The organism is Marinobacter sp. DUT-1, assembly GCF_050379415.1.
Lineage (GTDB): Bacteria > Pseudomonadota > Gammaproteobacteria > Pseudomonadales > Oleiphilaceae > Marinobacter.
This window is the reverse complement of sequence record NZ_JBNRLS010000002.1, coordinates 834765-856407: the sequence shown is the minus strand read 5'-3', so window position 1 is coordinate 856407 and position 21643 is coordinate 834765. Positions and strand designations below refer to the sequence as shown.

General features: G+C 61.6%; 18 protein-coding genes. 11 read left to right on the top strand and 7 right to left on the bottom strand.

The window, feature by feature from the left end:
- From ACQUTG_RS09540 to ccmI, 7 genes are read left to right on the top strand one after another with little or no spacing between them, the layout of a single operon-like run.
- Nucleotides 1–765, top strand: coding sequence for a heme ABC transporter permease (locus tag ACQUTG_RS09540; protein WP_428919161.1), 765 nt, complete (start codon nt 1–3; stop codon nt 763–765).
- 3 nt (nt 766–768) lie between these two features.
- Complete coding sequence (gene ccmD, locus ACQUTG_RS09535; protein WP_372985093.1) at nt 769–1002, top strand: heme exporter protein CcmD; 234 nt, start codon at nt 769–771, stop codon at nt 1000–1002.
- 14 nt (nt 1003–1016) lie between these two features.
- Nucleotides 1017–1487 (top strand): cytochrome c maturation protein CcmE, encoded by a 471-nt coding sequence (gene ccmE / locus ACQUTG_RS09530; protein WP_428919160.1) that lies wholly within the window; start codon nt 1017–1019, stop codon nt 1485–1487.
- A 32-nt stretch (nt 1488–1519) separates the two neighbouring features.
- Complete coding sequence (locus tag ACQUTG_RS09525; protein WP_428919159.1) at nt 1520–3523, top strand: heme lyase CcmF/NrfE family subunit; 2004 nt, start codon at nt 1520–1522, stop codon at nt 3521–3523.
- Nucleotides 3520–4056, top strand: coding sequence for a DsbE family thiol:disulfide interchange protein (locus tag ACQUTG_RS09520; protein WP_428919158.1), 537 nt, complete (start codon nt 3520–3522; stop codon nt 4054–4056). Before ACQUTG_RS09525 ends, ACQUTG_RS09520 begins: the two co-directional genes overlap by 4 nt.
- Entirely contained in the window at nt 4056–4535 is a 480-nt protein-coding gene (locus tag ACQUTG_RS09515; RefSeq protein WP_428919157.1) for a cytochrome c-type biogenesis protein, read from the top strand. Before ACQUTG_RS09520 ends, ACQUTG_RS09515 begins: the two co-directional genes overlap by 1 nt.
- A gap of 51 nt (nt 4536–4586) precedes the next feature.
- Nucleotides 4587–5855 carry a c-type cytochrome biogenesis protein CcmI gene (gene ccmI, locus ACQUTG_RS09510; protein ID WP_428919156.1) on the top strand — a complete coding sequence of 423 codons (1269 nt, stop codon included), beginning with the start codon at nt 4587–4589 and terminating at the stop codon, nt 5853–5855.
- 19 nt (nt 5856–5874) lie between these two features.
- Here ccmI and ACQUTG_RS09505 read toward each other — a convergent pair whose 3' ends face one another.
- From ACQUTG_RS09505 to ACQUTG_RS09480, 6 genes are read right to left on the bottom strand one after another with little or no spacing between them, the layout of a single operon-like run.
- Nucleotides 5875–7614, bottom strand: coding sequence for a BatD family protein (locus ACQUTG_RS09505; protein ID WP_428919155.1), 1740 nt, complete (start codon nt 7612–7614; stop codon nt 5875–5877).
- Nucleotides 7608–9401 (bottom strand): VWA domain-containing protein, encoded by a 1794-nt coding sequence (locus ACQUTG_RS09500; RefSeq protein ID WP_428919154.1) that lies wholly within the window; start codon nt 9399–9401, stop codon nt 7608–7610. The genes ACQUTG_RS09505 and ACQUTG_RS09500 overlap by 7 nt, the downstream gene beginning before the upstream one ends.
- Nucleotides 9394–10419, bottom strand: a complete 1026-nt coding sequence (locus ACQUTG_RS09495; RefSeq protein WP_428919153.1) for a vWA domain-containing protein — start codon at nt 10417–10419, stop codon at nt 9394–9396. Before ACQUTG_RS09495 ends, ACQUTG_RS09500 begins: the two co-directional genes overlap by 8 nt.
- On the bottom strand, nt 10413–10883 hold the full coding sequence (locus ACQUTG_RS09490) for a DUF4381 domain-containing protein (RefSeq protein WP_428919152.1): 471 nt from the start codon (nt 10881–10883) through the stop codon (nt 10413–10415). The genes ACQUTG_RS09495 and ACQUTG_RS09490 overlap by 7 nt, the downstream gene beginning before the upstream one ends.
- The gene (locus ACQUTG_RS09485) at nt 10880–11827 is read right to left on the bottom strand and encodes a DUF58 domain-containing protein (protein ID WP_428919151.1); all 948 of its coding nucleotides are present in this window, start codon (nt 11825–11827) and stop codon (nt 10880–10882) included. The genes ACQUTG_RS09490 and ACQUTG_RS09485 overlap by 4 nt, the downstream gene beginning before the upstream one ends.
- Before the next feature lie 31 nt (nt 11828–11858).
- Entirely contained in the window at nt 11859–12821 is a 963-nt protein-coding gene (locus tag ACQUTG_RS09480) for an AAA family ATPase (RefSeq protein ID WP_428919150.1), read from the bottom strand.
- 160 nt (nt 12822–12981) lie between these two features.
- Here ACQUTG_RS09480 and ACQUTG_RS09475 point away from each other — a divergent pair, with 160 nt between their 5' ends.
- The 4 genes from ACQUTG_RS09475 (at nt 12982) to ACQUTG_RS09460 (ending at nt 20940) form a co-directional block, all read left to right on the top strand.
- Entirely contained in the window at nt 12982–17868 is a 4887-nt protein-coding gene (locus tag ACQUTG_RS09475) for an NAD-glutamate dehydrogenase (protein ID WP_428919149.1), read from the top strand.
- 66 nt (nt 17869–17934) lie between these two features.
- The gene (can, locus tag ACQUTG_RS09470; protein WP_428919148.1) at nt 17935–18615 is read left to right on the top strand and encodes a carbonate dehydratase; all 681 of its coding nucleotides are present in this window, start codon (nt 17935–17937) and stop codon (nt 18613–18615) included.
- Nucleotides 18616–18622: 7 nt separating this feature from the next.
- Complete coding sequence (locus ACQUTG_RS09465; RefSeq protein ID WP_428919266.1) at nt 18623–19669, top strand: methyltransferase; 1047 nt, start codon at nt 18623–18625, stop codon at nt 19667–19669.
- A gap of 131 nt (nt 19670–19800) precedes the next feature.
- Nucleotides 19801–20940 carry a class I SAM-dependent methyltransferase gene (locus ACQUTG_RS09460; RefSeq protein WP_428919147.1) on the top strand — a complete coding sequence of 380 codons (1140 nt, stop codon included), beginning with the start codon at nt 19801–19803 and terminating at the stop codon, nt 20938–20940.
- Here the strand turns inward: ACQUTG_RS09460 and ACQUTG_RS09455 are convergent.
- On the bottom strand, nt 20922–21533 hold the full coding sequence (locus tag ACQUTG_RS09455) for a riboflavin synthase subunit alpha (RefSeq protein WP_428919146.1): 612 nt from the start codon (nt 21531–21533) through the stop codon (nt 20922–20924). The two genes, ACQUTG_RS09460 and ACQUTG_RS09455, sit on opposite strands and share 19 nt — an antisense overlap.
- Nucleotides 21534–21643: the final 110 nt, after the last annotated feature.

The window sequence follows — 21643 nt, the reverse complement described above, 5'->3', positions numbered from 1 at the left end:
TTGGTTAACGGGTACCAATCGATGTGGCAATTATTTCATAAGCTGGGCTCGCCCAAATGGTTCTACGGGATTGCGACCCGTCTGATGCCCTGGCTGCTGGTTTCTGGTGCGCTGTTGCTGATGGCAGGCGTGATCTGGGGCCTGGCTTTTGCTCCGAAGGATTACCTTCAGGGCAACAGTTACCGGATTATCTTCATTCACGTGCCGACCGCGTTTCTGGCCCAGTCGGTCTACATCATGATGGCGGTGGCAGCTGTCGTTACCCTCGTATGGCGTATGAAGCTGGCCGATGTGTTTGTCAAGGCCGTAGCGCCGGTCGGCCTGGTACTGACGTTCCTGGCTCTGTTTACCGGCGCGGTCTGGGGCAAGCCCACGTGGGGTACCTGGTGGATCTGGGATGCCCGGCTGACCTCCATGCTGATCCTGCTGTTTCTGTATGGCGGGGTGATCGCGCTGGATCGGGCCATCAATGACGAAAAGTCCGCTGCCCGCGCCGTCGCCGTGCTGGTGCTGGTGGGTGTGGTGAATATTCCGATTATCAAATACTCGGTGGAATGGTGGAACACGTTGCATCAGCCCGCCACCTTCAAGCTGACGGAGAAGCCCTCCATGCCCGCGGAAATGTGGGTGCCCCTGCTGTTATCGATACTGGGGCTGTACCTGATTTTCGGTTGGCTGGCCTGCCTCCGGATGCAGACGGAGATCATCGCCCGTGAACAGCGGACCCGGTGGGTAAAAGATCTGGTAATGGCGGGGAGGCACTGATCCATGGCGTTTGATTCACTCTCCGCGTTTATTGCAATGGAAGGCCACGGCCCCTACGTGTGGACCTGCTACGGTGTGTTTCTCGTATTGATGGTCGGACTGATGGTCTGGTCGCGGCACCGGCGCAGCGTAATGATGGAAGCTTGCCGCAGGAATTATGAGCGCCAGGACCAGGGCCGGCAGCGGGCAGCGCGACCCGCCGCCACGTTCACCCGAGTTGAAGTTTCCCAGGACTGACAAGCAGGTTAAGCATGCACCCGATCCGTAAAAAACGGCTGACCATTGTTCTCTTTCTCCTCGCTGGTATCGGCGTTGCCGTGGCACTGACCACCTACGCTCTCCGGCAGAATATCAATCTGTTCTACGATCCGTCGCAGATTGCTGCCGGTGAGGCGCCACAGGATGTACGCATCCGGGCCGGCGGCATGGTTGAGGAGGGCTCGGTGATCCGTGACCCGGCTAGCCTGAAGGTGGAATTCCGTGTCACTGATTTCAATTCCTCGGTGCCGGTAGAATACAACGGCATCCTCCCGGATCTGTTCGCCGAAGGTCAGGGTGTGGTCGCTATGGGCAAACTTGATGGGCAGGGCAGGTTCGTTGCGGATCAGGTGCTGGCCAAGCATGATGAGAATTACATGCCACCGGAAGTGGCCGACGCCCTGGAGAAAGCCTCCAAGGGGCAACACAAGGCGGGTGAGACTGCCCAGTCACAGTCGTATTGATCCAAACCTACCAGCCTGAATAGGGGATTCTGATGTTTCCGGAACTCGGACAGATTGCACTGATTCTCGCGCTGTTGCTGGCAGTGCTCCTCTCCGTCGTGCCCCTGGTCGGTTCGGTGACCGGCCGGGACAACCTCCAGGCATTCGCCCGACCATTGTCGTCGGGCATGTTTGTGTTTATTGCCCTGGCATTCGGCCTGCTGACCCACGCTTTCCTGACCGACGATTTCTCGGTCGCGTACGTGGCCAACAACAGCAACAGCATGCTGCCCTGGTACTACAAGTTCAGTGCGGTCTGGGGTGGCCACGAAGGCTCGCTGCTGCTGTGGATCCTGATGCTGTCAGGCTGGACGATGGCAGTGGCGATTTTCAGCCGCCGACTGCCAACGGTGATGATTTCCCAGGTGCTGTCGGTGCTGGGCATGGTTGCTGTCGGCTTCCTGTTGTTCATCATCGTCACTTCCAACCCCTTCGACCGACTGCTCCCGAATGTGCCGGCCGATGGTGCTGACCTCAACCCGCTGCTCCAGGACATCGGCCTGATCATGCACCCGCCGATGCTGTATATGGGCTATGTCGGCTTCTCCGTTGCGTTTGCCTTTGCCATCGCGGCACTGATCAACGGTCGGTTGGACGCCGCCTGGGCGCGCTGGTCCCGGCCCTGGACAACCGTGGCCTGGGCGTTTCTGTCTATTGGCATCGCGCTCGGCAGCTGGTGGGCCTACTACGAACTCGGCTGGGGCGGCTGGTGGTTCTGGGATCCGGTGGAAAATGCTTCACTGCTGCCCTGGCTGTCCGGTACCGCGTTGATGCATTCGCTGGCGGTCACTGAAAAACGCGGCGTGTTCAAGAGCTGGACCGTGCTGCTGGCGATTGTCACGTTTGCGTTGAGCCTGTTGGGTACTTTCCTGGTGCGTTCCGGCGTGCTGACCTCCGTCCATGCCTTTGCTTCCGATCCGGAGCGCGGCAAGTTCCTGCTCATGTTGCTCGCGGTAACCATGATTGGCAGTCTGGCGCTGTATGCTTTCCGGGCCCCTGTGGTACACGTGCGCGCCCGGTATGGTTCGCTGTCCCGGGAAATCTTCCTCCTGTTGAATAATGTGTTGCTGGTGTCAGCGACCTTGCTGGTGGCGATCGGGACTCTGTATCCGCTGGTTCTGGACTACCTGGAACTGGGCAAGTTGTCCATCGGTGAGCCGTTCTTCAACCTCACCTTCAGCCCGCTGGCGGTGGCGGCCGGCCTGCTTCTGGGTGCCGGTATCTTTTCCCGCTGGAAGAAAACCGACGGCGGCTGGCTTGGCCGTAAGCTGCTCTGGCCTCTTGCAATCAGTCTTGTGGCCAGCACCGCGGTGATCATCGGTTATGGCGGATTCAAGCCATGGGCATTTGCCGGCGTCTTTACTGCCATGTGGGTCACGGTAGCCACCTTCTGGGACCTTTGGGACAAGTCATCTTCCCGCAAGGGCCGGTTCCACGGCTTGACGCGTCAATCCCGGAGTTACTGGGGGATGGTGCTGGGGCATCTGGGGCTTGCCATGGTGATGGCCGGTGCCACGGTGGTTTCAAACTATGGCATTGAACGGGATGTCCGGATGACCCCGGGCGACGTCGCCACCGTGGGCGACTACCAGTTCGTATTCACTGACATCGGTGAGCGTCGTGGCCAGAACTTTACCGCCCAGTATGGTGGCTTCGATGTGATGCTCGATGGCGAGAAGGTTGCCGAATTGCATCCTGAAAAGCGTCAGTACAGTGTGGGCATGAGCGTCATGACCGAGGCGGATATTGACGCCGGCCTGTTCCGGGATATCTTCGTGGCAATCGGTGAACGTCTCACCGATGAAGCCTGGGCCATCCGCCTGCAATACAAGCCCCTGGTCCGCTGGCTCTGGCTCGGCGCCCTGGTGATGGCGATCGGTGGCTTCCTCGCCATATCCGACAAGCGCTACCGTATCCGGGATCGCGCCGATGAGCGGGTTCCGCAGAACGCCCGGCCTGCTGGTGGGGTTAAAGGTGAAGCGGAGGCCTTGTCATGAAGCGCTTCCTGCTGTTCCTGCCATTGCTGGTGGCCCTGGTACTGGGTGTGGTTCTGTTTTCCGGCATCGGCAAGGACCCGACCAAACTCGAGTCCGCCCTGATTGGCAAGCCGGTGCCCGAGTTTTCCCTGGCGGATCTCCAGAACCCGGAGGCGACGCTGGACCGCAGCCTGTTCCGCGGCGAGGTTTCCCTGCTCAATGTCTGGGGGACCTGGTGTCCGTCCTGTCGCGATGAGCACGATGACCTGATGTGGCTGGCGAATGAGAAAGGTATCAACATTATCGGCCTGAACTACAAGGACAAGCGCGAGGATGCCCTGGTCTGGCTCGATCGCCTGGGTGATCCCTACCGAACAACCATCTATGACCCCAAGGGTACCCTGGGTTTCGACCTGGGCGTTTACGGGGCTCCGGAGACCTTCGTGATTGATGCCGATGGCGTGGTCCGCTACCGCCATGTCGGTGTGGTCAATCCGAAAGTGTGGGAAGAAACGTTGCTGCCGGTGATCGAAGAAGCACGGGGTAACAGCTGATGATGCGATTCGTACTCGCAACCCTGTTCGTGCTGACTGCAGGCCTGGCACAGGCGGAAGTCGCCGCTGTCTATGATTTCGATACCCGCGAACAGGAAGTGCGTTATCAGAACCTGATTGCCGAGCTTCGGTGCCCGAAATGCCAGAACCAGAATATCGCCGATTCCAACGCACCCATCTCCCAGGATATGCGTAACGAGGTGTACCGGATGATGCAGGCCGGTGCCAGCAACGAGGAGATTGTCGATGCGCTGGTTGCACGGTTTGGCGAATTTGTCCGGTACAAGCCGGAACTGGACAGTCGCACCTTCCTGTTGTGGGCGACGCCGGCCATTGCTGTCTTTTGTGGCCTGCTTGTTGTCGCTGGCGTGGTTATCCGTGCCCGGCGCAGTGAACGGCAGGCAACCGGCCTGAGCGCGGAAGAGCGCGCCCGCGCCGAGCAGATCCTGGCAGGCCAGGACGAGACCCGCGACCGCTGAGCGCTCGCCTGAACCGATCGAATCCATTTCCAATGCAGTGACGACATCTCCATGACCGATACTTTCTGGATTGCCGCGACGGTACTGATCATTATCGCGCTGGCTTTTGTGCTTTTCCCGGTGCTGTTCCAGCGCGCCGACGCCCGTGCCCGGGCGGATATCCGTAACCAGAACCTGATGGCCTACCGGACCCGGATGAAAGAGCTCGATGACGAGTTCGAGGCCGGGATTCTGGATGAGGACAACTACCGGCAGCTGAAAGAGGAACTGGCAGGTGCCATGCTCGATGACGTTCCTGAATCAGAGCAGCCCCGTCTGGCAGTGCCCGGCCGCAAGAGTGCCATTGCGGTGGCTCTTGTCTCGGTCCTGGTTTTGCCCGGTGCGGCCTACTACCTTTACCAGGAATGGGGCGCCATGGATCGGGTTGAACAGTATGTTGCCATGCAACAGATGCAAGAGACCGATGCCGGCCGTCAGGCACAGATGACAGATCTGGTGGCGCAGTTACGGGACAGGCTCGAGGCCGCCCCCGACAACCCCGATGGCTGGGCCATGCTGGGACAGAGTTACATGCGTCTGGAACAGTACCAGGAGGCCGCCTGGGCATTCCGTCAGCTCGCCAGGGTGGTGCAGGATAACGATCAGGCAGAGGCGGTCGCTCTGGGGCTGTCGGCGCAGGCGCTGTTCTTCGACAGTCAGGGCGCGATGACGGAAGCCGTCACCGAGGCGATCCGCAAGGCCCGTGCCCTGAATCCAGACGAAGTCAACGCCCTGGGGCTGCTCGGGATCAATGCCTTCAGTCAGCAGAATTACCGCGAGGCCATTGAATACTGGGAGCGGATCGTGACCGTGGCGCCGGACCACCCCCAGATCGCCTCGATCCGGGGCGGCATCAACGAAGCCTATAACCGTCTGGGCGAAACACCGCCTGAGGTGCAGGCCCCCGCCGATGCGGGTGGTCCCGGTGTGACCGTCGAGGTGTCCCTGGCGGATGCTTTCCGGGGCCAGGTGCCGGCGGACACGACCTTGTTCGTGTTTGCCCGCGAAGCCGGTAACTCGAGTGGACCGCCGCTGGCCGTCGCGCGCCTGACCGCCGGCAACCTTCCGATCACCCTGCGGCTGGATGATGGCAATTCCATGTCACCCCAGGCGAAAATCTCCAGTGCTGATGAGGTACTGGTCACGGCCCGCCTGAGCCGCTCGGGCAGTGTTTCCGCCCAAGCCGGTGATTGGCAGGGCAGTGTCGATGAGCCTGTTGTCGTATCCGGCGAGGATGCTGATCCGGTCCGGCTGGTCATCGACCAGCAACTGACCAACTGATTCGGGCCGGCGGCGCCGGTCAGGCCGACAGATTATCCGGGTAGAGGGGGCGCAGGCCATCCTCCCGGGTCGTCCGGGCTTTCCGGCGCCGAACCTGTTCCAGAGCTCTGACCAGAGCCTGCCGGTCCGCCACTCCCGATTCCGGACTTCCTTTCCCGGCAAACAGATCCGCCTGCAGGCGATCCAGTTCAGTGGCCAGGGCTTCATCTTCCAGAAACTTCACAACATCCCCGGCGGTGTGGAAGAGCTGATCCGGATGCCGATGCTGCATCCACCGGATCAGGAAATGGGGTGTTTCCGCAGATCCCTTCCTGGCGGCGATGATGAGTTGGTCAAACAGGGCCCGCTCATTGCCGTCGCCCCCATGGGTTGCGGGCTGTTTACGCGGTCCACGGCCATTCCTTCCGGACCACCACCAGCCAGCGACAGTGGCAGCCCAGGCGACAGCCAGGGCCAGACTGACCCAGGGCCAGACCGAGCCAGTTGCTTCCGGTGAACGACCAGTCTCCGGCTCGCTGGCCGTGCCGGTTGTTGTGGAACCGTCGGCAGGCGGTTCCGGGGAAGGTGGCACGGCGGCGCCGCCGGTATCGGTTACTGACAGGGTCCGGGCAGGAATCACCGCCACCTGCTGGCTGTCAGTGTCGGTGTCCCACCAGGCAAGCCGGACTTCCGGCAAGGTCATCTCACCGGCTTGCACGGGGACCAGCGCGATGGTCTGTTCCAGGGTTGAGACCAAGCCCTCGGACGTCACCTGGGTGCTTCTCTGCGGCTGGTCGGGATAGGCGCGGATACCCGGTGGCGTGCCCTCGGGCAGTGGTGGCAAAGCCTCCGAGGGCAGATCAGTGGTTTTCAGGGTGAGCCGGCGGGTCAGGTTCTCGCCCATGTCCACTTCCAGGGTCGGTGGCAGGCCGCTTTCTTCCAGGGACAGGTCGCTGGCAGGCAGCCAGGTATCACCGGTAAATTCGGCCGGTACCGGTTTTACCGGAACGGTAAAGAACTCCTCGCTGTCCCTCAGGAACCGAAGCTTGCCTTCCTGGGTCCGGGCCTGGCCCTCGAACTGGATGGGGGGCAGGTTCAGCTCTCCCGTCTTCTGTGGAAACACCGCATAACGCCGCTCAACAACCCGGTAGCGGACGCCGTCCCGGTACCGGGTATATTCCTGCTGTTTTCCCAGACTCTCGATGATGGCATGGGGGTGTTCCGGCTCGGACAGTTCGCCCCGGATGAGATTGCCGGTAAAGAACAGGCGAACCGTCAGGGTCAGTTGTTCCTGCACATAGACCTCGGCCTTGTCCGCGGACAGCTCGACAAAGCTGTCCCGGACTTCGGGGCCCTGGTCCGGCCCGGAGCCCGAGACCACCTCAACGGTCACAGGCTCCGAGGTGGCATCCCGGAAGGTAAGTGCTGGAATGGTCAGTTCGCCGGTGCGGGTGGGGGCCAGCTGGTAGGTCCAGGTGATCTCCCCGATCATCTGGCTGTTGACGGTGCGGATGCTGTATTGCTGGTTGCGCGCGAGGATCTCGAAATCCGGTTCGACCTTTTCGATGTCCGGCGCGGGCAGCTGGGACAGATCGAACTCGAACAGATTGCTCAGGTTGATGTCCAGTTCCATGGTGCCCTTGACCGTGACGGTCAGCACCTCGCCTTCATAAAGCTGCTTGCGGTCCGGCTCCACGGACAGCTCACCGGCGCAGGCCGGGAAGGCCAGCGCCATGAGCAGCCACAACCCGGTCATTTTTGCCACTATCCGTTTTACCATGGTGTATCGCCCTCAGCGGGTGGTGTCTGACGTTCCTGGTACTGCTGCAGGAATTTCCGGCGCAACAGGCCGCCGGGATTGTCGGGAATGCGTCTGAGCCATTGTTCCTGCCCCTGGGTCAGGGGTGTTTCCGAGATCGCGGCCGGGGCTTGAGCCTGTTGCCCGTCCTGTTGTTCCCGGGACTCTCCCTGTTGGCCCGTATCCGAATCCTGCTGCGATTGCGCGGGGTCCGATTCCGGCTCGCCCTGTCCGTTCTCCTGACGGCTGTCCGATTGGCCGGATGGATCCTCGCCGGAGGGGGAAGGCTGCTGTCCGGCCTGTTGATCATCGCCCTGCTGCGACGGATTGTCCTGGCGGCCGTCCCCGGAATTCTGGTTCTGTTGTTGCTGGCTGTCACCCTGGCCCTGCTGGTTCTGTTGCTGTTGTTGCTGTTCCAGCAGCTGCTCCACCAGATCCCGGTTGTGGCGGGCATCTTCCATCTCCGGTGCCTGCGCCAGGGCATTGTCGTAGGCTTCCAGTGCCGGTTCGAGCTTGCCGGCCCGGGCCAGGGCATTGCCCCGGTTGTAATCTGCCTCCGGACCGTCCAGTGATCCATACAGTTTGGCGGCCTCTTCATACTCACCGGAACGATAGAGTGCAGGGGCCCGCCAGGAAGGGCTTTCGAGTTCACGGGCGGCCTGTTCGGGAGCCTCCCGGATCAATTCCGGCGCGCGCTGGTCCTCGCGCTGCCAGAGGCTGTCCCAGCTGGCGGCCTGTGCCGGTTCGGGCATCAGGGGCAGAATCAGCAGGGCAAGCACCGCGAACCCGCCCCGGCGCCAGCCCAGCAGGAGAAGCGGGAGCGCGAGCCAGAGCAGCCAGTAGCCGTCATCCTGCCATCGGTTCACGGTCCGGTCTGCGTCGGCGGATTGCCAGTCATCGCTGTCCGAGGGCGCCAGTTTCAGGGCCTCGATATCGGTGTCGTCGAGGGTCAGGGCGTGAAATGATCCGCCGGTTTCCACGGCCACCCGGGAAAGCGCACCGGGGTTGGCACGGGTAATCACGATTTCCCCGTTTTCGCGCATGAAGCCCCGCTTGGCCAGAGGTATGGGGCCGCCGCCCTCGGTGCCGACCATCAGGGTGCTCAGAGAGTAAGGCGTGCCTGCCAGGGCGTGGGTGATGCCGGGCAGGTATCCCTCCCGGACATCATCGGTGATCAGCAGGATCTTGCCTTTGCCCGGGGCGCCCTGTTCGAGCAGTTCCGTTGCCCGGGTGACCGCCAGATCGGCGCGATTGCCCTGGGCCGGCATAATCGTCGGGTCCAGCACGTTGAGCATGGCTTCGATGGTGCGGGCATCATCGGTCAGGGGCGTGACCACGTGAGCATCGGCAGCGTAGACCACCAGACCATTGAGGCTGCCCTCCCGGGTCTTGAGGATATCCCGGATCTTGCGTTTGGCTCGGGTCAGGCGATCGGGTTCCACATCGGTGGCGAGCATGGACAGCGACAGGTCCAGCACCATGACCAGACTGTCCCCCGGCTGTTTCAGGGGCGTGGGTGCCTCTCGCCAGGCCGGGCCGGCCAGAGCAACAGCCAGTATCACCAGCGCCAGGGAGACCGGAACAAGCGGAGAACCACCTCTGCCATTCTGCTGCCCCCCGGACCGGATCAGAGGCGAAAGCAGGGGCGCGGGAATCAGTCGTGACCAGCCGCTGTCGCCGTGGCCTGCGTTGCGGAGTATGACCAGGAGCAATGGCACCGCAAGAAGGAGCAGCAACCAGAGCGGGCGAAGGAAATGGAAGTCAGCCATGCGCCGCTCCTTCTGCTGGTTCTGCGCGGGACTGGCGGCGTCGGGCCGCGAGGCTTGCCAGGGCGAGCATCAGCCACAGGCCGGTCGCAAAGCCGGCGGGCCAGACGAACAGCTCGGTCACCGGGCGGTAGAACTTGCCCTCCAGTTCGATGGCTTCGAGCTGGTTGATGCTCTCATAGATCATTTCCAGCTCGGGCAGGCTGCGGGCCCGGAAATACTGGCCACCGGTGGCTTGCGCCATGCGGGTAAGCAGGCCCTCGTCCAGGTCCCGGGAGGGATTGACCCGTCGGGAGCCGAGCAGGCCCCGTTGCACCATGGTGTCGGCGCCGATGCCGATGGTATACAGCCTGACGCCGGCTGCCGCGGCAATTTCGGTGGCCTTGTCCGGACTGATCTCCCCTGCGGTATTGGCGCCGTCGGTGAGCAGCACGGCGACTCGTTGTTCCTGGGGGCGGTCCCGCAAGCGTTTGACCGCCAGCCCGATAGCATCCCCGATTGCCGTGGCGCGTCCTGCCATGCCCAGCCCGGATTCCTGCATCAGGGTGCGCACGGTTTCCAGGTCAAACGTCAGCGGTGCCTGGACGTAGGGCTCGGTGCCAAACAGGATCAGGCCGAGCCGGTCGCCCTTGCGCCGCGAGATGAAATCATTCAACACGTGCTTGACCGCCTGCAGACGATTGATGCTGCGGCCCTGGATCACCATATCCCGCTCGTCCATGGAAGGAGAAATATCCACCACCAGCATGAGGTCGCGACCGGTCACGGGTAACTGGACCTGCTCACCCACATACTGGGGCCGCGCCAGCGCCAGGACCAGGAGTAGCCATAGCAGGCTGAGCAGAAGCTTGCGCCACCACGGAGTGGCGCTGCCCTGGCGACTGACGCCCGGCAGACCGGATAACCAGTGTCCGGTGGGCAGGACCGGGGCATCCACCTGCCGGCGGGCCGGTCGGCGCCACTGAATCAGCAGCGGGAGCAGGGCAATGACAAGCACCCAGGGATAAGCCAGGCTCAGCATTTCTGCCCTCCCAGCCAGTGGCGGGCAAACCGGATGGCTTCGTCGGGATCGGCCTGTACCGACGGTTGCCAGGCGGCCCGGACCATCGCCTCCAGCGCCTGTCGGGGAGCCGTTTGTCCCGCCGGGGTTGTCGCGATCAGGAATTCCACCCAGGCGTTGCCGCTGAGGGCCTGGGGCTGGCTTTCCGGGTGGCACTCCCTGGCCGCCTGCTTGAGCAGGGTGTTGAGGCGGGCGAACCAGGACGGTGTCGGTTCCGCCTTTTGCTCCAGCTCGGTCAGGGCGAGGATTGCCTGCCTGCGCCAGCGATTGCGACGCCTGTGGCGAAGCAGGACTACCACCACCAGCGCCAGGGCACCCAGAATCAGCACAGCGAGTATCCACCAGCCCGGTGCCGGTGGCCAGAATCCACCTGTGGCGGGTAGATGGATGTCGCGCAACTGGCTGAGGGGATCCTGTGGATTCATCCTATCCGCCCCCTCGGCCCAAGCAGGGATTTCAGTACGGAGGCCGGATCCTCGCCGGTTGAAACCGTCGCGGACATCACGCCGGCGGTGCGGAAACAGGAAGCCAGCTGCGTTTCGTGGGCAGTAATGCGCTCCCGCCAGGCTTTCTGGAAACGGGGGTTGCCGGCGTCGAACCAGATCGGGCCGTCCGGACCGGCAACCGCGAACCGGCCGCTGTCGGGCAGCTGCTGCTCCAGCGGATCCACAATCCGGATGGCGTTGACGACATTGTGGCGTGCCAGGGCGCCCAGCAGGGAGGCCGTCTCGTCCGAGAGCTGCAGGAAATCGCTCAGTACGAAAATACGGCTGCCGGTATGGGCAACGCGCCGTGCTTCGGCCAGGGCCTGATCGAGCCAGGGGCCGTTGTCCATGCCGGTAGTGGGCAGCCCCCCGTTCCGGTCGGGTTGGTGTTGCTGTTCCGCAAGGGAATCCAGCAAGCGCAACACCGATTTTTTGCGCCGGGCCGGACGAAGTACTTCAAGCTTTTCACCGTTGAAGACGATCCCGCCAACCTGGTCTCCGGCCCACAGGGCCAGCCAGGACAGGATCGCCGCCACCTGCGCGCAACGGACCTGCTTGTAGGCACCGGTGCTGGCGAAGAACAGGCTCGGCCCCAGGTCACAGAGCAACAGCACGGGTCGCTCCCGTTCTTCCTCATACAGTTTGGTGTGGGGTGACTGGCGCCGGGCGGTAACCCGCCAGTCGATGCTGCGGATGTCATCGCCCGGCTGATATTGGCGCACCTCGGCAAAGGCCATGCCACGCCCCCGTTGGGGCGAGCGCTGCAGGCCCGCCTGCCGGGACCGGACCGGTCGCGCCGAGGGCAGCTTCAGGGCCCGGGCATCGGCCTGCAACCGGATCAGGTCGGGCAGGCTGATGTGTGTGGTGGCTTGGCTGCTTACCATGGTGTCGGGTCTTGCACAGGAATGTGGGGCCTCAGGCGGCGACCGGAACCCGGTCAATCAGGCGCGCGATAACCGCGTCCGGCGTCATGCCCTCGGCTTCGGCCTCGAAGGTCAGCAGAATCCGGTGCCGGAGCACATCGAAGGCCATGGCCCGGACGTCATCGGGGGTGACGTAGTCCCGGCCGTCGAGCCAGGCACTGGCGCGGGCACAGCGGTCCAGGGCAATGGTACCCCGTGGGCTGGCGCCGAACGCCGTCCAGCGGGCCAGTTCGGGATCCAGGCTGGCTGCATCCCGGGTTGCCAGTACCAGGGCCAGCAGATATTGCTCAACCGGTTCGGCCATGTAGATGTCCGCCGCCTCGGCTCTCGCAGCAAAGACCTGTTCCGCACTGATCCGCGTTTCCGCCTTGGGCAGCCCCTGACGGTAATCGTTCCTCGCCAGGTGCAGGATGGCCTTTTCGGCCTCGGCCGAAGGATAGTCAATCACCACATGCATCAGGAAGCGGTCCAGCTGGGCTTCGGGCAGCGGGTAGGTCCCTTCCTGCTCGATCGGGTTCTGGGTCGCCATCACCAGGAACAGTTTGTCCAGGGGAAAGGTCTTGAGACCAACGCTGACCTGCCGTTCGCCCATGGCTTCCAGCAGGGCGGACTGCACCTTCGCGGGCGCACGGTTGATTTCGTCAGCAAGCACGAGGTTGTGGAAGATGGGGCCTTTCTGGAATTCGAATTGCCCGGTCTCGGCCCGGTAGATCTCGCTGCCGGTGACATCCGACGGCAGCAGGTCCGGAGTGAACTGGATACGGTGGAAGTCCCCGTCGAGGTGATCTGCCAGGGCCTTGATGGCGGTGGTCTTTGCCAGCCCGGGTGCTCCTTCCACCAGTAGGTGGCCATCTGCCAACAGGGCAATGAGCAGCCGGTCTACCAGTTTCTCCTGACCAATGATCCTTTTGGCTAACTGTGACCTTAACTCCCCGAACGTATGCTGTAGTGACATTGGATCTAACTGCTCCCCTATCCATGTCCCGTCAAGGAACCGTATTGTTCGTAAGTAGTTGCCGCAGTTTTCGCATCTGGACGGCAAAAATCAAGGGTTTGACTATGCTTATGTGGCAGGACGTCGATTACGTTTATTTCACACTGACCAGAGGTAGATCATGAACGCGCTGACTGTGGCCAGCAAGGAACAGTTTTTTGAGCAACTCGCTGATGCGTTTTCCCAGAAGATCGCGAAGACAGAGGCGAAAAAAATCAGTGAATTTGCAAAGCAGCATTACGCGCATATCCCTCTTGAAGAGTTGGTGAGTCGACGATTCTCCGATACCTACGGCGCCATTCTCGCCGCCTGGCAATTCCTGCAGAAGCGCAGCGCCGAGGAAACCCCGGTCTCGGTATTCAATCCGGATCTGGAAAGTGACGGCTGGCAGTCCACCCACACTGTCATTTTCATTCTGCATCCGAATATTCCGTTCCTGATCGATTCCCTGCGGATCGCCATCAATCAGCGGGAAATCGGCACCCATTCCATCCAGCACTCGATCCTGCAGGTCGACCGTGACAAGGACGGCAAGCTCAAGAAGCTGCACTCCACCAAGAAGAGCGGCTCGGGAACGGAGTACGAAGCCTTTATCGTTCTCGAGATCGACCGCCACAGCAATCCGTCGGATCTGAAAGATCTGGAGGAGGCGCTGCAGACGGTACTGCACGAAGTGCGGATCGCAGTCTCGGACTTCAATGTGGTGACTGACAAGGTCAACCGGATTATCGGCGAACTGGACGATACCACCGCCGGCATCAGTGACGAGGAGAAGGAGGAGGCCAGGGCGTTCCTCAACTGGCTGGTTCAGGACCACTTTACCTTCCTGGGTTACGACGAATACGACTATGTGAAGGACAAGAGCGGTGTGGTTGTGAGCCGGGTCGAGAACTCGGAACTGGGTATTTTGCGGGTCAACAACGAACGGCCGGACCGGGTCCGCCTGAACGAGCTGCCCCAGCGCACCCGACACGAAATGACCCGCACCGACGACATTTTTATCTTCGCCAAATCCGCCCAGCGCTCGCGGGTGCATCGCCCGGCGTACCCGGACTACATCGCGGTCAAGAAGTTCGACGACAAGGGCGACGTGGTCGGTGAGCGTCGGTTCCTGGGTCTGTATACCGCACGGGTCTATAACGAGCGGCCCGACGAGATTCCACTGTTACGCCGGAAGTTCCAGAGTGTGATGAAGCGTTCCGGCTTTCTCCGGGACGACTACGCCGGCAAGGAACTGGAACAGATCCTCACGCTCTACCCTCGGGATGAGCTGTTCCAGATAGAGACCGATGAGCTGCTCCGGGTGGCCAAGAATATTCTCTACATCCAGGAGCGCCGCCGCATCGAGCTGTTCATGCGCGAGGATGTCTATGGCCAGTTTGTCACCTGCCTGGCCTTCTTCCCGCGGGACATCTACAACACCGAGCTGCGCCTGAAAGTGGAGCAGGTGCTGTTCGAGACCCTGGAAGCGGAGGACATCGAGTTTGTCACCCACTTCTCCGAGTCGGTTCTGGCCCGGGTGCAGTTCACCATCCGGGTGCCGCAGGTGGAGAATCGCCACTTGCCGATCGCCGAGATCCGGGAAAAGGTGATCGACCTGGCCCAGTCCTGGCGCGACGGTCTCTACGAGGCGCTCAGCGAAGCCTACGGCGAGGAGCGCGGCAACGAATTCTACCGGCTCTGGGCCGGAGGATTTCCGCCCAGTTACACCGATATGTTCTCGCCACGCCGGGCTGCCATTGACCTCGATCACATCGCTGCTTCGGCGGCCAGAGACGATCTGGCCATGAGTTTTTACCGGGCGTTGGAGGAGGATGAGAGCACCCTCCATTTCAAGCTGTTCTACCCGGATGAGCCCCTGCCGCTGTCGGACGTGATGCCGATTTTCGATAACCTCGGGTTCCGGGTGATCGGTGAGCACCCGTTCGAGGTCCTCGACCGCCACGGCAAATCGGTCTGGATCCACGATTTTACCCTGCAGGCCCACACCGGCGAAGTGGTGGACATCCACCGCATACGGCCGATTTTCGAGGAGCTGTTCCGCCGGGTCTGGCACGGCGAGGCGGAGAACGACGCCTTCAACCGTTTGTTGTTGTCCTCTTACATGAGCTGGCGCGAGATTGCCCTGCTGCGGACCTATGCCCGCTACATGCGTCAGATCCGGTTCTCCAACAGTCAGACATTCATCTCCAATACCCTGGTCAACCATGTCCAGCTGACCAGAACCTTGCTGGATCTGTTCGATATCCGCTTCAATCCCGAGCGCCAGCAGAGCAAGGGCAAGAGCGAGGCTGCGCAGCAAAAACTGGAGATCGAATTCAACGCCGGCCTGGACGAGGTCGAAAATCTCAGCGAAGACCGGGTTCTGCGTCTTTACATGGAGTTGATGCAGGCCACCCTGCGAACCAATTACTTCCAGTTCGATGCGGACGGCAAGCCGAAGTCCTACATCAGTGCGAAATTTGATCCTTCCCGCATTCCGGACATGCCGCTGCCACTGCCAATGTTCGAGATCTTCGTATACTCGCCGAGGGTCGAGGGGGTGCACCTCCGTGGCGGCAAGGTCGCCCGTGGCGGACTGCGCTGGTCCGACCGTTTCGAGGATTACCGCACCGAGATCCTTGGTCTGGTCAAGGCGCAGCAGGTGAAGAACGCGGTCATTGTGCCGGTCGGTGCCAAGGGTGGTTTCGTGGCCAAACGACTGCCGGATCCCTCGGATCGGGAAGCGTTTCAGGCCGAAGGTATCGAGGCCTACAAGACCTTTATCCGCGGCCTGCTGGATATTACCGATAATCTGGTGGATGCCGGGATAGAGCCGCCGGAGCGGGTTATCCGGCATGACGATGACGATCACTATCTCGTTGTGGCTGCCGACAAGGGCACCGCGACCTTCTCCGATATTGCCAATGGCCTGGCCGCGGAATACGGGTTCTGGATGGGCGACGCGTTCGCCTCCGGAGGCAGTAACGGGTATGACCACAAGAAGATGGGCATTACCGCCCGGGGTGCCTGGGTCTCTGTGGAGCGGCACTTCCGCGAGATGGGCATCAACCCGGGATTGGACGAATTCACCGCCATCGGCATCGGCGATATGGGCGGGGATGTATTCGGAAATGGCATGCTGTGCTCGGAGAAGACCCGGCTGGTGGCGGCGTTCAACCACATTCACATTTTCGTCGATCCGGATCCGGATGCCGAAGCCAGCTACCGTGAGCGCAAGCGCCTGTTCGAAATGCCCCGGTCCGCCTGGACGGACTACGACACCAAACTGATCTCCAAGGGCGGTGGGGTGTTCAGCCGCAACGCCAAATCGATCCCGGTCAGCCCCGAGATGAAGAAGCTGCTGGGGATCAAGGCCGATCGAGTGCCGCCCAACATGCTGATCTCCCATATTCTGAAGTCCCAGGTGGACCTGCTCTGGGTGGGTGGTATCGGCACCTACGTCAAGGCCAGCTCCGAATCCAATACCGATGTGGGCGACAAGGCCAACGATGGCCTCCGGATCAACGGCTCAGAGCTGCGCTGCAAGGTAGTGGGTGAGGGCGGCAACCTGGGGCTGACCCAGCTGGGCCGGATCGAATACGCCCTCAAGGGTGGCCGTCTGAATACCGACTTCATCGACAACTCCGGTGGTGTGGATTGCTCGGACCATGAGGTCAACATGAAGATCCTGCTCAACCGGGCCGTGGCCGTGGGCGATCTCACCGAGAAGCAGCGGAACGTGATGCTGGAGGAGATGACCGACGATGTCGCGTCTCTGGTTCTGAAGAACAACTACCGTCAGACCCAGGCCATCAGTATCGCCAGCGAGGATGCGGCCACGCGTCTGGAGGAATACCGCCGGCTGATGAACACCTTCGAGAGCGAGGGCAAACTCAACCGGGCCCTGGAGTTCCTGCCGGACGATGAAACCCTGTCCGAGCGCAAGCTCGACAAGAAGGGGCTGACCCGGCCGGAGTTGTCAGTGCTGATCTCCTATGTCAAAGGCGATCTCAAGCAGACGCTGATCGACAGCACCCTGCCGGATGAGCCTCTGCTGGCGGGAGAAATGTACAAGGTCTTCCCCCGAGCCCTGACCCAGCAGTTCAGTTCGGAACTGGGTGAGCACCAGCTGCGGCGCGAAATCATCGCCACGCAGATTGCCAATGACATGGTCAACCACATGGGCATTACCTTTGTGGAGCGCCTGAATCAGTCCACCGGTGCCGACGCTGCTTCCATCGCCCTGGCATGGATTATCGCGCGGGATGTGTTCCGCATTGATAACTGGTGGGACAGGATCGAGTCACTGGATTTCCACATTCCGGCCAGGCTCCAGATGGAGCTGATGCAGGACCTGATGCGCCTGATGCGCCGGTCCGTGCGTTGGTTGCTGCGTAACCGCCGGGCCGAGCTCAGCATCCAGAGCCACATGGAACGGTTCGCCGACAGTGTCTGGGCCATTACCGCCGGCCTGCCGGACTATCTCGGCGAGCAGGCACGCCAGTCCTGGGAGAAACGCCACACAAATCTCGTCGAGGCGGGTTTGCCCAAGGAACTTGCATCGGTGGTTTCCGGGACCGGTTATCTGTATTCCTCCCTGGGCATCATTGAGGCCAAGGAGGCTACCGGTATGCCCCTGAAGACGGTGGCCAATCTCTATTTCGAACTGGGTGACCGGCTCGACCTGACCTGGTTTGCCACGGCCATTGCCGATCTGCAGCCGGTGTCCCACTGGGAGGCACTGGCCCGGGAGAGCTTCCGGGAAGACCTGGACTGGCAGCAACGGGCTCTGACCACCGGGGTCTTGAAACTGGCAGAAAAACCATCGGATGTGCCCGCCTGCGTGGAAAGCTGGATGCAGCAGCATGAACAATTGATTGATCGCTGGAAATCCATGCTGGCGGAACTCAAGAGCGCCCGGGAGCCCGAGTACGCCATGTTCTCGGTTGCATTGCGGGAATTGCTGGATCTGGCCCAGAGCACGATCCATCAGCCCCAGGGTGAAGTCGGACTTGAGACCAACTGAGTATTGCGTTTTCACAATGATTCGCTTTCAATTCCGGCACTTTTATGAAAATCGGGAGTTGTTTGCATGGGGCAGCTAGATCATCTGCTGGATAAGAACCGCGCCTGGGCCAACGGCATCAAGGCTGTCGATCCCAAGTTCTTCGATCGTCTGTCCAATCAACAGGCGCCGGAATACCTGTGGATCGGATGTGCCGATAGCCGGGTCCCGGCAAACCAGATCGTGGATCTGCTGCCTGGCGAGCTTTTTGTTCACCGCAACGTGGCCAACGTGGTGGTGCACACCGACTTCAATTGCCTGTCGGTCCTGCAGTTTGCCATCGAAGTGCTCAAGGTGAAGCACATTCTGGTGGTGGGGCATTACGGCTGTGGCGGTGTACGCGCGGCCCTGCTGAACGAAGGTTTTGGTCTGATCAGCAACTGGCTGCGCCATGTCCAGGACGTGCGCGATCGCCATGAGGCGACGCTGGACGCGATCCCGAGCGAGCAGGATCGGGTCGATCGCCTGTGCGAGCTCAATGTGGTGGAACAGGTGGGCCACGTGTGCCAGAACAACATCGTCCAGGAAGCCTGGCGTCGCGGGCAGCCACTGACTGTTCATGGTTTTGTCTATGACGTAGCCGATGGCCTGCTCCGGGACATGGGGCTGTCCATCTCCAACGAGGAAGAGCGGGAGCGGGTCCGGCAGAATGCGGTCGAAGAGCTGGTTCAGCGTCCGGTCCGTGCTGGTCGCCAGAAACTGGCCTGATCGCTTCATGTCCTCTCTTCCCAATTCCCACGAGGCATTGCTGCGTAACAGTGACCTGCTGGGTGGCACCGTCGGCCTGCTAGGCGTGACAGACCCGGCCATCCTGCCCCTGGTAGGAGATAGTGGTCTTGTCATGAGTGAGCATGCCGGCGTTTACAGCGCGCTGAGCCAGGTCCCCGGCTGGCAGGCCTGTTTCGGTTATGACGATCCCGGTCTCCAGACCGCCACTCTCGACACCGTCGTGGTTTTCCTGCCCAAGGCCAGGGCCGAACTCGACCTGCGACTGGCTCTGGCGTTATGGCTGGCCAGGGTCGGTGCCCGGTTGATCCTGGTGGGCGAGAAAAAAGAAGGTATCGCTGGCGCGGTCAAGCAGCTCAAGGCCTGGTTGCCCGATGCCGGCAAGGTGGACAGTGCCCGCCATTGCCAGGTGTGGAGCGCAGAGGTTGCGGAGCCGTCCCGGGAGTTCACGTTGGCGGACTGGATCACCTGGACACCTATAGAGCATGCCGGTGTCAACATCGATGTAGCCGGTATGCCGGGCGTCTTCAGCCTTGGTGAACTGGATGAGGGGACGGCCCTGTTGCTGGATAGCCTCGCCAGTGAACCTGTCAGCGCCGGCCGACTACTGGATTTTGCCTGTGGTGCCGGGGTAATCGGCAGCTGGCTACAGCGTTGGCAGCAACAGTCGGATCAGGCCGCTGCCCGGGTCGATGGTCTCGATGTCCAGTCGCAGGCGGTGATCTGTGCCCGGGCAACCTATGAACGCAATGGGAGTGTGGGGGATATCCGTGCCTCGGACGGCCTCTCGGGTGTCGAGGGTAAATGGCCCGCCATTGTCACCAATCCGCCGTTTCATACCGGCGTCCGGACCGATACGTCCATGACCGAGCGTTTCCTCCGGGAGGTCGCTTCCCATCTCGAATCCGGAGGAGAGTTGCGGCTGGTGGCGAACAGTTTCCTGCCTTATGAAGACCAGATCCGGCGCCATGTCGGCACAGTGGAACGACTGGAGCAAACCCGCCGGTTCACCGTCTATCGCGCTTTTCGCCGCTGAAGGAATAAAAAAAGCCCCTGGGGTGAGGGGCAAAGGTGAATTGCATGAACACCGTCGACTGTAGGGTTAATTTCTAGAATAAACAGCCTAGAATAGGCGCCCTCATGAATTGCCTCTCCGGAAAGCCCGAAATGACAAGCGCAAAGCTCCAGACTCCTGATGGTCCACTTTCATTGGCCCGCCCCGGCGGCGGTGACAAGTCGCTCAGGGCCTGGGATGCGGCCGACGAGCTGTTGCTGGAAACGGCGACAACGTTCCTTCAGGACCGGCCACACGCCAGCGTCCTCATTGTGGATGACCAGTTCGGCGCACTGTCTCTGGGCCTTGCCCGTTTTGCCCCGGAACTGGTGGCGGACAACGCCGGACTGGCCGAGGCTCTGGTAGTGAACGCCAGGGCCAATCCGTCGGTAACCAACGCGCCTCTTGCCACCTGCTGGCAGGATCCGCCTGCGGGCCCTTTTGATCTCGTCGTGTTGCGGATTCCCCGCCAGGCGGACTATCTGGCCTGGCTGTTGCGTTGGCTCAACGGAGTGCTGTCGGAACAGGGCAGGGTCCTGGCCGGGGGCATGATCAAGCACCTGCCGGATCGGAGCGTCGATGTCTTTGCCGGGGCGGTGGTGACCGAGCAGGTGTTACCCGCGCGCAAGAAGGCGAGAGTTGTTGTGTGTAGCAGGGGGCAGGCGAGCCTGAACGAGTGGCCGGGATTATGGAAGGGCTATGCCCTGGATAACGGTGTTCGGGTGGAGGCCCTGCCGGCAGTGTTCGCCCGGGAGAAGCTGGACATCGGCACACGGCTGCTGTTGCCACATGTCACCGAAGCCGTGGCGGCGCTCGGTGCCGATGCCCGAGTGCTGGATCTCGCCTGCGGGAACGGTGTGCTCGGGCTTCAGGCCCTGTCGGCTCGACCGGAGCTGGCGGTCACCTTCACCGATGTCTCCAGCCACGCGGTGCTGAGCGCCGGGCACAATGTCAGTCGGGCTTTTCCGGGCGCCCGTGCATCCTTTTGTCATGCCGATGGCATTCCGGAAGAGGCCGGCGCGTTTGACCTGATCCTGCTCAACCCGCCATTCCACGAAGGGGGTGTGGTGGGGGACCATATCGCCCTGCGACTGTTCCGGCAGGCTGCCCGGCATCTTGCGGCAGGCGGCCATTTGCTTATGGTGGGCAACCGCCACCTGGGGTACCACCGAACCCTCAGGCGTGATTTTCCGACGCTGCGTCAGCTGGATGCGGACCCGAAGTTTGTGGTGTTTCAGGCCGGGCGGTCGTAACCCAGGCGTGCCAGAGTGTCGACAATGGTCTGGGTCTGGCTGTCGATCTCGATGTTGACCCGGTCCCCGGTCTCCGCCTTGCCGAAGGTGGTGGCTCTCAGGGTTTCCGGAATCAGGTGCACGTTGAACCGGTTATCCTGGACCTCGCCAATGGTCAGGCTGGCGCCATTGATGGCAATGTAGCCTTTGGGAAAGATGTAACGGGTCCACTCTTCGGGCACTTCAAACCAGATCGTGACGTTATTCTCCGGGCGCTCGATTTCCACGATCCTGGCCGTGGTATGCACATGCCCTGACAGCAGGTGCCCGCCGATCTCGTCACCAATGCGTGCTGCCCGCTCGAAGTTTACCGCGTCGCCTGCCTTGAGTTCGCCGAGTGTGGTCAGTCGCAGGGTCTCCTGCATGGCATCAAAGTACAGCGTTGCGCCGTCCTGGCGGGTTACGGTCAGGCAGGTGCCATTGATGGCCACGGAGGCGCCGATACTCACGCCCTCGACCTTGTCTTCAGGGAGTCGCACCGCCAGCGTGCTCAGTCCCGGCCGGGCGGTGACCTCGTCAATGGTGGCGATTCCCTGGACAATTCCTGTGAACATAGATTACCTCTTGGCTTTGGGGCCTGTGCGCTGTGGCGGGAAGCAGAAGGATAACAAACTTGACATAAATTGGCTTCAAACGTATGTTTAAAACAGATGTACGCTAGAGG